Raw genomic sequence first — 12,719 nt, 5'->3', positions numbered from 1 at the left:
GGGGACTTAACGAGATTTATCTTTTTACGATTCGTACCGTTTTCATGGAATCCTCATCTGAGATTCTCATCAGGTAAAGACCTGATTTCAATTCAGAAAGGTTGACGGAACTCATGCTAAAAACCTGCTTGCTAAAAACCATTCTTCCCTGAACATCCAGAATCTCTATTGTGCCAATTATTGGCTCTGTAAAACGAAGGACATCTTCGAACGGATTCGGATAAACATTCATCGTAGCGAGTTCATCCACATCTGAAACTGCAAGAGGCGCGGCAACATAGAAAAAGTAAGACGGCAGATATACCATCTGACATGATTCAGCGGAACATCCGTCTGCATTTTCAATATGCAAACAAACTTGGTAAGCTCCCGTATGCTCATAAGGATGTGTCAATTCCTGATCGTGCGAAGTGTGACCATCGCCAAAGTGCCAAGTATAGCTTGATGGATTTCCTGTAGACAGGTTTTCGAAGTGAACGCCACCATGCTCGTAGTCGACAACCCAAGCGTAATCAGCTCCGAAATTTTCGCACGGATCTGGCGTGGTTTCCACAGCAATGGTGTGGCAATATTCGCTTCTGCAACCTCCAACATTCTCAATTACCAAGCAAACCTCATACAATCCGGGTTCCGTGTATTGATGGTTAGGATTTTCATCATTCGAAGTAGAACCATCGCCAAAATGCCAAATGATATCATTGATCTGGCCCGAATAAATTCCATCAAACTCAATTAAAAAACCGCTGTTGAAACTCGGAGACCACGTAAAAGATGTTTCGAAATCAGCACATGGATTGAAATCTTCCACGCAAACGCTGCGGCAATATTCGCTTCTACAACCATCTCCATTCTCAATTACCAAGCACACCTGATAAACACCTGGGTGTTCGTATTCGTGGTAAGGACTAGAATCATGAGAGGTATGTCCATCTCCAAAATGCCAGATATATGCGCCAGGTGCTCCTTGGCTGATGTTCTCAAACTGAATACCGAGACTATCAATGTTCTCGTGCCAAACAAAGTCAGCGAGGAAGTCGTTGCACGGATCAGGAGAAGTCTCTACAGCCACATCGTAGCACAACTCGCTTCTACATCCATCATTGTTCTCAATCACCACGCAAACCTGATAGATTCCTGGATGACCATAAATGTGATCGGGGCTGTTCTGGGTTGATGTCTGTCCGTCCCCAAAACTCCAGACAATGGCATCCCAATCGCCAACAGATTGGTTTTGGATTTCAATTCTATTCTCGGTTTGAGTTGGGAAATAATTAAATGCTGCTTCAAATCCATCGCAGCAATTGGCTGCCGTTGGAGGCTCAGGATCTGGAGCCACTACGCAAACCTCGCGGCAATATTCGCTTCTACAACCAGCATTTGTTTCGAGCACAAGACAAACCTGATACATTCCAGTTTCGGCATATTCGTGATAAGGTTCCATGTTGTCTGATGAACTTCCATCTCCAAAATGCCATATATAACGGTCAGAAGACTGCGAGCTGATGTTTTCAAACTGTACACCAAGGCTGTTGCTTGGATTGACACTCCACAGGTAATCGGCTAGGAAATCGTTGCATTCGTCAGCAGTTTCAACGGCAACTTCGTAACACAATTCGCTTCTGCAATCGTTGTTCTCGGTGACAATACATACTTGGTAAATTCCAGGCTCGTTATAAACGTGGCTTGGGCTCTCATTATCCGAAGTGGAACCATCTCCGAAGTTCCATACAATGGAACTCCAATTACCAGTGGATAGGTTCACAAATTCAATCCCGTTATCAACAGACATTGGATTGTAAGAGAAATTGGCTTCAAACGCATTGCAGCAGTTTTGCGCGCTAGTCATCGAAATTCCGGCAAATAGTAATAGAAATAGTGAGGAAAAGTGTTTCATCGGTAGGTCAATTTATGTTGGTTGCTTGACGCTGTATCAGACGGAGACACCCATTTTCGGTTGCTATGCCGCACAACAAAAAAACGGGCCATCTTTCGATGGCCCGTTTTCGAAACTGTTCGTAAATCGTTCTTAATTCATCACGATGTGAAGTCCATCAACCATTGTTGACGAATCTTTCACTTCAACCGCTTTGCTGTAAGCCAAAATGCGGTCAATCACGCTCGAATCTGGTGTAAAGGATGCTCCTTCAAATTCCTCGCTTAGAAAATTGACGAGCTGAGTCTGATAAAGTAACTCGCAAGGCTCATATTGCGTGAGCGCAGCATTTGCGGTTTGTAATTCTTTCGGTAGAGTAAATGTTTTAGGCATATCTGTTTGTTTGGTACACTCTTATTACGCCACAGTTTCAGATATATTATATCGACACGAAAAAAAAACGCCCCGATCTCTCAGGGCGCTTCATCGCTGTACTTAATATTGGTTGGTCAAGCAACCAGTTTCACCTTATGTTCTTGCATCAGCAAGCGCAGATTGATAAGTGCATATCGCATCCTACCCAACGCAGTATTGATGCTTACTTCAGTTACCCAAGCAATTTCCTTGAAAGGCATTTTTGCGTAAACACGCATCAACAAAACCTCGCGTTGATCTTCTGGCAGCATGGTCACCAATTTCCGAAGGTCGGAATGGATCTGCTCCTGAACATACATTTCCTCGCGGTTCAGATCTTCGCAGCTGATCACCTCAAACACATCGAATTCTTCGGTTGAATGTTGCATGCGCATCTTCTTCAATCGTCTGAAATGATCGATAACCAGATTGTGAGCAATGCGCAACATCCAAGGTCTGAACTTACCTTCTTCGAGGTACTTTCCTGATTTCAAGGTGTGGATCACTTTGACCAAGGTGTCTTGAAAGAAATCTTCGGCCAGTTTTCGGTCTTTCAATAGTAAGACCAAATAGGTGAATAGCCTGTCCTTGTGGCGATTGACCAACTCTTCAAAACAAATCTCTTCTCCTCGGATGTACAGTCGGACCAGCTCCTGGTCACTTAGGGCAGATACTCGCATAGCTTCACTCTTTTTAGGTTAGACTTAAAAAATCTTATTAGAGTAAAGTTTTCCTTATGCGGTTGGTTTTTTGGTTAAAGCCTTGCGGCCAATTGTTACGTTAACGGAGCTGTATTTTACTTATTGTGCAACAGCTAAAATATTTTTTCGCTGTTGATTGAGACAAATATTAGAAGATAATTCCGAACCCGCATTGTCTAATGATAAATTTGCAACCCTTTTAACACTTATTGCAACAATGCCCGAGAACGGAGAGCCAAGTCCCAAACACAACATCATCATTAAAGGTGCTAGGCTGCACAACCTCAAAAACATTGACCTTGTGCTACCGCACAAGAAATTGATCGTCATTACAGGGCTTTCTGGTTCGGGCAAATCAACCTTGGCGTTCGATACACTGTATGCTGAGGGGCAAAGACGCTACATCGAAAGTCTTTCAGCCTATGCGCGTCAGTTCTTGGGTAAGATCGATAAACCTGAAGTAGACTCCATTCTTGGCGTTTCGCCAGCCATTGCCATCAATCAGAAGGTAAAATCGAGCAACCCACGTTCAACGGTTGGAACAACTACGGAGATTTACGATTACTTGAAACTCCTGTACGCTAGGATCGGAAAGACCTTCTCTCCTATCTCGGGTACAGAGGTCAAACGGCACACAGTAGATAGTATAGCGGAGTTCATCACCAAATTGGATGATGGCACTAAAGTGATGATTTTTTCACCTTTTGGTGTGATGCCCAAAGAAGCGCTAAGCAAACGCTTCACCATTCTTAAGCATCAAGGCTACACGCGGGTAAAACTGAATGGAGTTGTGGAACGAATTGACAACATTGACGAAAGCAGCTTTTTAGCGGAAGGAAACGAACTTTCGGTGCTCATCGACCGCTTCGTGACCAATTCCAAAGAAGAAAACACACGCATCGCGGAAGCCATCCGAACAGCTCTTGCCGAAGGAAATAACCGTTGTTCTATTCAGGTGGAAGACGAAACAACGGAATTCAGCACTGAGTTTGAAGCGGATGGAATGCGGTTCGAAGAACCTTCCGTTCACTTTTTCAGCTTCAATAATCCTTATGGAGCATGTAAGAAATGTGAAGGTTTCGGAAACATTATCGGCATTGATGATGACCTAGTAATGCCCGATCGCAGCCTCAGCATTTATGAAGAAGCCATTGTCTGTTGGCGTGGCGAAAGCATGAGCCAATACAAGAATCAGCTTGTTCAAACGGCTAATAAATTCGATTTTCCCATTCATCGACCACTGTATGAACTTACTGATGAGCAACTGCAGTTGCTTTGGGACGGCAATCAATACTTCGATGGATTGAACACATTCTTCCGCATGTTGGAAGAGAACAGCTACAAGATCCAATACCGCGTGATGCTTTCGCGCTACCGCGGAAAAACCACTTGCCCAGAATGCAAAGGCACCAAACTGAGAAAAGACGCAACCTATGTAAAAGTGGGAGGCAAAAGTTTATCTGATCTAGTGTTGATGCCGATAAACGAGTTGGCAGAATTCTTTGATCAACTACAACTCAGCGATAGCGAAAGAGAGATCTCGAAGCGAATTCTGACCGAAGTCACATCGAGATTGGGTTATATGAAAGATGTTGGTTTGGGCTATCTCGATCTCAATCGACAATCGGCAACGCTTTCGGGAGGAGAAGCGCAGCGAATTCATTTGGCCAGTTCGCTCGGAAGTTCGTTGGTCGGTTCCATGTATATATTGGATGAACCAAGCATCGGACTTCATCCAAAAGACACCGAAAGGTTGATTTCCATCCTTAAGCGCTTGCGCGACATTGGAAACACCGTGATTGTGGTTGAGCACGATGAAGACATCATGCGCGCTGCGGATATGATCGTTGACATCGGTCCCGAAGCTGGAACGCACGGTGGCGAAATTGTTTTCCAAGGAACATTGGAGGATATGATGAAATCGGCCGATACGCTGACCACAGGATATTTGAGCGGCAAGCTGGAAATTCCCGTTCCTGCAACGCGAAGAAAGCCAAAAGGAAAACTGGAAGTTATTGGCGCGCGACAGCATAATCTGAAGAACGTGAGTGTCACTTTTCCGCTGGGCTGTCTTTCCGTTATTACAGGTGTGAGCGGTTCTGGAAAGAGTACGCTGATGAAAAGCATCCTCTACCCTGCCCTCAAAAAGCGTTTTGGTAGCTACAGCAACAAAACCGGTCAATTTGAGCGCTTGGATGGCGACCTGAACCGTATAGAAGATGTAGAATTCGTAGATCAGGACCCGATCGGTCGATCCACGCGTTCAAATCCAGTTACATACATCAAGGCATACGATGAGATCAGAACACTTTTTTCTGATCAGAAGGCTGCTCAGCTACGCGGATACAAACCGAAGCATTTCTCCTTTAATGTGGCTGGCGGCCGCTGCGAAGTGTGCGAAGGCGAAGGCACAGTGAAGATTGAAATGCAGTTCATGGCAGACATCATCATGAAATGCGAAAGTTGTGAAGGACAACGCTTCAAACAGGAAGTGTTGGAGATCAAATTCCAAGACAAAACCATTCACGATGTGCTAAGCATGACCGTGGATGAAGCGATGGAATTCTTCGCAGAACACGATCCAAAAGTGGCCCGAAAAATTGCTCCGTTGCAAGAAGTTGGTCTTGGTTACGTACAACTCGGACAAAGTAGCAGTACGCTCTCTGGCGGTGAGGCGCAACGTATCAAACTCGCTTCGTTTCTCACCAAAGGAAAGAATGCTGGAAAAACGCTTTTCATCTTTGATGAACCCACTACTGGACTTCACTTCCACGATATTCACAAACTGCTGAAAGCCTTCAACGCGCTTTTAGATAATGGACACACCATTATTCTAATTGAACATCATCCAGACATCATTAAATGTGCAGACCACGTCATTGACCTCGGCCCAGAAGGCGGCAAGAATGGCGGCACTGTTGTGTTTGAAGGAACGCCTGAAGAACTGGCGAAATGTGAAGCTTCTGCTACGGCAGCAAGTATTGCGGAGAAGGTTTTGAAAGTGGCAAAAGCTTGATTTCACATAGCGCTTCTCGGCAATAGAATAACGACCTTCGCGGCCGAAATCTGAAGTCTGACTTCTATAATCTGACATCTTCCCTTGAATTACCTATCAGCCGAAAATCTTAGCCGTTCGTACGGTGAGCGCGTACTTTTTAAAGACCTGACCTTTGGTATTGACCGTGGACAGAAAATGGCGCTGGTAGCCAAGAATGGAACAGGCAAAACCTCGCTTTTGCGAATTTTGGCCGGATTGGAACCATCGGAAGGTTCGGGAACAGCAACCTATCGTAACGGGATCAGCGTTGGTTATCTGACACAGGAGCCACAACTGAATCCGGAACACACGGTAATGGATGCGGTTTACGATCCCACCAATCAGATCATGCAGGTGGTTCGCGAATATGAGTTGGCCATGCTTGATGAGTCGGATTCTGAACGCATGCAACGTTCGTTTGATGCCATGGATCGCCACAACGCTTGGGATATTGAAGCTCAAGCAAAGGAGATTCTCACTTCACTCAACATCACAGATTTTGACCAACCGATAAAGACGCTTTCGGGCGGACAAGTGAAACGGGTGGCAATGGCAAAAATGCTAATTGAGCAACCCGAGCTGATGATCTTGGATGAGCCTACGAACCACTTGGACATTGAGATGATCGAGTGGTTGGAAGGTTTTCTATCTGGTCCTGAGAAAACCATTTTGATGGTAACGCACGACAGGATCTTTTTGGATAAGGTCTGCGATACCATCATTGAATTGGAAGGTGGACAACTCTACAAGCACAAAGGCAATTATTCGACCTATCTGACCAATCGCGCGCTCCGACAAGAAGTAGAGCACGCCAACGTAGATAAGGCGCAGAATCTCTACAGGAAAGAATTGGATTGGATGCGCAGACAGCCCAAGGCGCGCACCACCAAATCAAAATCGAGGCAAGACGCGTTTTACGAAACCGAAAAAGTGGCCAAAACCAACCTGAAACAGGATGAAATGACCATGGAGGTGAACATGCAGCGCATGGGCAGCAAGATCTTGGAATTGCATCGCTTGCGTAAAGCCTATGGCGATCGCGTGCTGATGGATGGTTTCGATTTCAAATTCAGAAGAGGCGAACGCATCGGAATTGTGGGAGCCAATGGCTGCGGAAAATCGACCTTATTGAAAATGATATTGGGTCAGATTGAACCCGATGGCGGCAAGATCGTGATTGGAGAAACCGTGAAGGTTGGTTATTACGGTCAAGATGGTTTAGAGATAAAAGATGGCAAACGGGTGATTGAGGTGATCACGGATATTGCCGATCATATTCCTCTCAAAAAAGGTAAATCCATTTCGGCTGCACAGCTCTTGGAACGCTTTCTTTTCCCGCGACATCAGCATTACCAATACGTTGAGAAACTGAGTGGTGGAGAGAAAAAACGCCTTTATCTACTGACAGTTTTGATGGCCAATCCGAACTTCTTGATTTTGGATGAGCCGACCAACGACCTCGACATTCTGTCCTTGAATGTGCTAGAGGATTTCCTGCTGGAATTTGAAGGTTGCCTCTTGATCGTAACGCACGACAGGCATTTCATGAACAAGCTGGTGGATCAGCTTTTCATCTTCGAAGGAAACGGAAAGATCCGCGGATTTGTAGGCAACTACGATCAATATCGTTTTGCACGCGAAGAGGAAGAAGATCAACGCAAAAAACAATCGGCTAACGCGAAAAAAGCCCAAAAAGAAACTGAAGGTCTTGCCGCCAAAGGCAAAATGGGTTTCAATGAAAAACGCGAATTCGGATTGCTCGAAGTTGAAATCCCAAAACTGGAAGCCAAGAAGGTTAAACTCACCGAAGAGCTCGAAGCAATCGTAGACGACCACGAAAAACTGATGGCTGTATCAGAAGAATTTCAACGCGTTAGCAACGAGTTGGAAGAGAAAGAACTACGCTGGTTGGAATTGAGTGAGTTGGAAGGATAATATTTATCCTTTACTTTCGGGTACACAATACTTTACACTGTGAACACTCTTGAAAAAGGTGACGATTTTGAGGAACGTGCTCTTGAAATCATCAAGGACTCAATTCAAAAAGGTTCTTTAGGTCTTCGTTCTGATTGCATAAAAATTTACAATCGGAAACAAAAAAGTTACTACTCGCACCTACGTAAAAGTAATATTCACTTTGACCTTTCAATTGAAGTTTGGCCTCCAAACTCTGAAAGATTCACACTCCTTTACCTTATCGAATGTAAAAACTATGCGAAGCGAGTCCCTGTTGACGATCTTGAAGAATTCCATTCCAAAATAAGGCAAGTTTTAAATCAAGGGGCTTTCATAAAAGGTGTATTTATTTCCAATGCACCACTTCAAAAAGGAGCACGAGAAATTGCTAAGTCGACCAACATGATGGTAATTCAAGGAGAAACGGTTGACAACTACAAGATTCTTCTTCATAAAACCAATCGTAAGCTTCTCAATCAACCGTTACCAACTATCAGCAACAATAATGATGAACCAAATCTCGATGATGATATTCGCGAAATTGTCGCTCATATTGATTTCCTGATTTCGAACTCTTTCACAGATACGTCACAAGAATATCGAACTGATTACAATTTAGACAGATTATCAAAGGCCCAAATTGAAGTTATTGCAAACCGCGAACTTGATCAGTTAGACCCAAGAATCCTTGTCCAAGGATTTGCTGTCACGCGAGTTAGAATCAGAAAGTACTTGCACGATTTCCATGGAGTAACCTTCAAAAGATTGAAACCATCTTCAGAATTGCTTGGAATCTGCGATATCGAAAGAAATACAATTGCTCTTCATCCTTCAATTATCGATACTGAACGAGAAACATTCATCGTGGCTCACGAATTTGGACATCTTTTACTTCATCAAAAACTGAGAATTAGTCAAGACCTATACGACCATTTTACCGATTCCGAATTTTCTTTTAGCACAGAAAAATATGCTTTAAAAAACGCGAAGAACTGGATTGAATGGCAAGCAAATTACTTCGCAACATGTCTTCTTCTCCCGAAACAGCAGTTTACCGCCCTACTTTATAAAGCCCAGAAATGGGCAGAACGAAAGAATGGTAGAATTTACCTTGATGATCAATACGACAATATCCAAGGTTACGAGAAGGTAGTTTCGAGACTTGCATATTTGACTCAAACCTCCAAAACAACGGTTAGATTCAGACTTCACGAGCTGAAATTGGTTGAGAACCACTCTAAGCTAAAGTCGATTAGTCAAATTATAAAAGAATTCGGAACCGAAATCTTCGTTTAGGTACAAAGTGCTTTGAATACCTTTTCATTCTATCTCAACTTCATTAGCTTGCGAATCCATCGCGAATCAATGTTTCCCAGCATTCTGTCTTTGACGGATTAATCTCATTTGAATGAAAAAAGTGGTTGGTAAAAAGCTCAATGAACTATCGGCCACAGCCATTTCGGGTAACGATATAAGTTCTTCTTGTCTGTATGTTTCTGCGCTGGCCATTATGTATGCTGGTCAGTATGCATGGATTTCACTCCTGATGGTAGGCGCGGTTCTGTTCCTCTTCCGCAAGATCTATGGCGAAGTGGTTGGTGCGCTGCCGCTGAACGGAGGCGCTTACAACGCGCTGCTCAACACTACCAGCAAATCGATGGCATCGTTGGCGGCAGCACTCACGCTACTATCTTATATGGCAACCGCGGTTATTTCGGCAAACGAGGCAATGCATTACCTGCACAGTCTGGTGCATCAGCTTCCCATAATCATCGCCACCATCGTGCTTTTGGCCACTTTTATGGGACTCAGCATTATCGGAATTGGAGAATCATCTAAGGTTGCCATCGCCATTTTTCTGTTCCACTTGAGTTCACTTGTTCTGCTTTCCGCATTCTGTGGTTTTCACCTCATCACAAACGGGTTTCAGGTGTTCATGGACAATTTTGCCATGCCAGTTGAAGGTGGAATTCTAACTGCCCTGTTTTTCGGTTTTGCTGCAGCCATGCTTGGCATCAGCGGTTTTGAAAGTTCCGCCAACTTTGTAGAAGAACAACAGGAAGGCGTCTTTCCCAAAACGCTCCGCAACATGTGGATCGTGGTTACGGTATTCAATCCGCTGATGGCATTTTTGGCTTTGGCAATAGTACCAATGGAAGCCGTTGAAACCAATCAAGAAGCACTCCTTTCTTACATGGGAAACATCACTGGCGGAACTTGGCTTTCCATACTGATCTCTGTTGATGCTGCGCTTGTTCTCAGCGGTGCGGTTCTTACTTCATACATTGGAGTTAGCGGTCTTGTAGAACGAATGACCTTGGACCGTGTGCTTCCGCAGTTTTTACTTAAAAAGAATAAACGAGGAAGTGCCTACCGCATCTCCATCGTGTTCTTTTTACTCTGTGTTTCCATTCTGCTCATCACGAAAGGTAAACTGAGTGCGTTGGCTGGTGTTTACACCATAGCTTTCCTTTCGGTGATGGTACTTTTTGGCTTAGGAAATGTGCTTTTGAAGGTGAGACGGAAGAATCTTCCGCGCCCCGAAACATCTTCATGGATATCATTGATTGTGGCGATTGCTGCCGTTGTTATTGCCATTATCGGAAATGCGGTGCTTAACCCCGCTTACTTAGCTGTTTTCCTTAAGTATTTCATTCCAACATTTGTGTTGGTAATGGTTATGCTGAACCGAACGCTGCTGCTGCGTTTGCTACTGAGTATTCTTAGATACGCCTTCACGCCAGTTCAGAATTTCTTTATCCGATCAAATACGAATCTTACAAACCTGATCGATGAGATCAATTCGCAGGAGTTCGTCTATTTCACAAAAGATGATGACGTGGCCACCTTAAATAAGGTGATGATGTACATTCAGAATAACGAGCACACCAAGAAGCTTAAAGTAGTCGCGGCATTCGAAAAAGGCGAAAAACCAACTGACCAGTTTGTTTCAGACCTTGATGTGTTGGACCGCGAGTATCCGGCTATTGACATCGAATTCATTGCGGTGGAAGATAAATTCGGTCCAGAACTGATTGACCGCCTTTCGGAAGAGTGGAAAATACCCGTAAACTTCATGTTCATCGGTTCGCCTGGCGACCACTTCCCCTACAAAATTGAACAATTGGGCGGTGTTCGACTTATCATCTAAAAGACAAGCTCTCAAAACCCGATAAAGAATGAAAGTAAGAGAACAGTTTATTCTGATATCCACCATTTTACTCTCCGGTATCGGACTTATTTCCTTGGTTTGGCCTCCCATTCTGTGGACATTGATCGTTGTACTTCCGATCGTTCTGTTAGGCATTTACGACCTGATTCAGAAACCGCACTCCATTCTCCGAAACTTCCCCGTAGTCGGTCATTTCCGGTTTCTCTTGGAGAAATTCCGACCAGAAATCATGCAGTATTTCGTGGAGACAGATACTGATGGTAGGCCGCTGAATCGTATCCAACGCTCGATGGTGTATCAACGAGCCAAAGGCGTAACTGATACAACGCCTTTCGGCACACAGGAAAATGTTTACAGTGAAGGTTATGAATGGATGGAGCATTCGATCTACGCCAAGGATGCCACTGACATTGAAGCACATCCACGAGTTCTGGTCGGGAATTCGAATTGCAAACAACCATATTCTGCCAGTGTATTGAACATTTCGGCCATGAGCTACGGTTCGTTAAGTAAAAATGCGGTATTGGCTTTGAACGGAGGTGCCAAGAAAGGAGGATTTGCTCATAACACAGGCGAAGGAGGATTAAGCCCTTATCACTTGCAACCAGGAGGTGATCTTATCTGGCAAATTGGAACCGGTTACTTCGGTTGCCGTACCGAAAATGGAGATTTTTTGCCTGAGTTGTTCGAAGAGCACGTTCATCACCCAAGTGTGAAGATGATTGAGATCAAGCTTTCACAAGGAGCAAAACCGGGTCATGGTGGCATTTTACCGTCCATTAAAAACACGGAGGAAATTGCTGCAATCAGAAAGGTGAAACCACACACTACGGTTTACTCACCTACTCATCACACTGCGTTTTCTGATGCCGAAGGATTGTTGAATTTCATACAACAATTGAAAGACCTCTCAGGCGGAAAACCTGTTGGTTTCAAGTTGTGTGTTGGCAGACATCAAGAGTTCGTTGATATCTGCAAAGCCATGATCAAAACGGGTATTCAGCCCGATTTCATTACCGTTGATGGTGGCGAAGGTGGTACTGGTGCGGCACCTGTAGAGTTTTCCAATTCGTTGGGCATGCCGCTTCGCGATGGATTGGCATTTGTTTGTGACACGCTCATTGGATTTGACCTGAAGAAAGACATTACAGTGATTGCTTCTGGCAAGATCATTTCCGGTTTTGATATGGTGAGAGCCATTGCTTTGGGTGCCGATATGTGCAACATGGCAAGAGGGATGATGCTGGCAACGGGCTGCATTCAATCGTTGGAATGTCATCTGAATACTTGTCCTGTTGGTGTGGCAACTCAGAATGAAAGTCTGATGAAAGGTCTTGTGGTGGAAGATAAGGTTCCGCGTGTGGCAAACTACCATTCAAAAACGGTTCACAGTTTTGTTGAACTAGTGGCTGCTGCGGGTTTTTCCGACCATAGAGAAATAGCACGGGAACACATTTACAGGCGGATAAACATGGATAAGGTTCTGAGCTATGAACAGATATATCCTCAGACCGAAGTTGGCAGTTTGCGAAAGAGAGAAATGGCCTGACATAACTGTATATTGAT

At 44.4% G+C, this 12,719-nt stretch carries 8 protein-coding genes; 5 read left to right on the top strand and 3 right to left on the bottom strand.

Annotated features, from left to right (window positions below):
* Positions 1–16: 16 nt before the first annotated feature.
* The 3 genes from K9J17_07490 to K9J17_07480 form a co-directional block, all read right to left on the bottom strand.
* A complete protein-coding gene (locus K9J17_07490; protein MCF8276562.1) occupies positions 17–1,894 on the bottom strand; it encodes a PKD domain-containing protein in 1,878 nt (625 codons plus the stop codon).
* Positions 1,895–2,026: 132 nt separating this feature from the next.
* Positions 2,027–2,266 (bottom strand): hypothetical protein, encoded by a 240-nt coding sequence (locus K9J17_07485; protein MCF8276561.1) that lies wholly within the window; start codon positions 2,264–2,266, stop codon positions 2,027–2,029.
* Between the two features lie 116 nt (positions 2,267–2,382).
* Positions 2,383–2,967 carry a sigma-70 family RNA polymerase sigma factor gene (locus tag K9J17_07480; protein MCF8276560.1) on the bottom strand — a complete coding sequence of 195 codons (585 nt, stop codon included), beginning with the start codon at positions 2,965–2,967 and terminating at the stop codon, positions 2,383–2,385.
* 238 nt (positions 2,968–3,205) lie between these two features.
* On the opposite strand from K9J17_07480, the gene uvrA reads away from it, so the two are divergent.
* The 5 genes from uvrA to K9J17_07455 all read left to right on the top strand — a co-directional run bounded on the left by uvrA (position 3,206) and on the right by K9J17_07455 (position 12,702).
* Positions 3,206–6,004 (top strand): excinuclease ABC subunit UvrA, encoded by a 2,799-nt coding sequence (gene uvrA / locus K9J17_07475; GenBank protein ID MCF8276559.1) that lies wholly within the window; start codon positions 3,206–3,208, stop codon positions 6,002–6,004.
* An 84-nt stretch (positions 6,005–6,088) separates the two neighbouring features.
* On the top strand, positions 6,089–7,960 hold the full coding sequence (locus K9J17_07470) for an ABC-F family ATP-binding cassette domain-containing protein (protein ID MCF8276558.1): 1,872 nt from the start codon (positions 6,089–6,091) through the stop codon (positions 7,958–7,960).
* Positions 7,961–7,999: 39 nt separating this feature from the next.
* On the top strand, positions 8,000–9,277 hold the full coding sequence (locus K9J17_07465; GenBank protein ID MCF8276557.1) for an ImmA/IrrE family metallo-endopeptidase: 1,278 nt from the start codon (positions 8,000–8,002) through the stop codon (positions 9,275–9,277).
* A 112-nt stretch (positions 9,278–9,389) separates the two neighbouring features.
* Entirely contained in the window at positions 9,390–11,132 is a 1,743-nt protein-coding gene (locus tag K9J17_07460; protein MCF8276556.1) for an APC family permease, read from the top strand.
* 28 nt (positions 11,133–11,160) lie between these two features.
* Positions 11,161–12,702 carry an FMN-binding glutamate synthase family protein gene (locus K9J17_07455; protein MCF8276555.1) on the top strand — a complete coding sequence of 514 codons (1,542 nt, stop codon included), beginning with the start codon at positions 11,161–11,163 and terminating at the stop codon, positions 12,700–12,702.
* Positions 12,703–12,719 lie beyond the last annotated feature (17 nt).

Source organism: Flavobacteriales bacterium (genome assembly GCA_021739695.1).
Classification (GTDB): domain Bacteria; phylum Bacteroidota; class Bacteroidia; order UBA10329; family UBA10329; genus UBA10329.
This window is presented reverse-complemented; position numbering and strand designations above follow the sequence as displayed.

Bases quoted from the DNA above. Each gene is read 5' to 3' on its own strand.
- K9J17_07490 (MCF8276562.1), bottom strand. From the start codon at position 1,894: ATGAAACACTTTTCCTCACTATTTCTATTACTATTTGCCGGAATTTCG.
- K9J17_07485 (MCF8276561.1), bottom strand. From the start codon at position 2,266: ATGCCTAAAACATTTACTCTACCGAAAGAATTACAAACCGCAAATGCT.
- K9J17_07480 (MCF8276560.1), bottom strand. From the start codon at position 2,967: ATGCGAGTATCTGCCCTAAGTGACCAGGAGCTGGTCCGACTGTACATC.
- uvrA (MCF8276559.1), top strand. From the start codon at position 3,206: ATGCCCGAGAACGGAGAGCCAAGTCCCAAACACAACATCATCATTAAA.
- K9J17_07460 (MCF8276556.1), top strand. From the start codon at position 9,390: ATGAAAAAAGTGGTTGGTAAAAAGCTCAATGAACTATCGGCCACAGCC.
- K9J17_07455 (MCF8276555.1), top strand. From the start codon at position 11,161: ATGAAAGTAAGAGAACAGTTTATTCTGATATCCACCATTTTACTCTCC.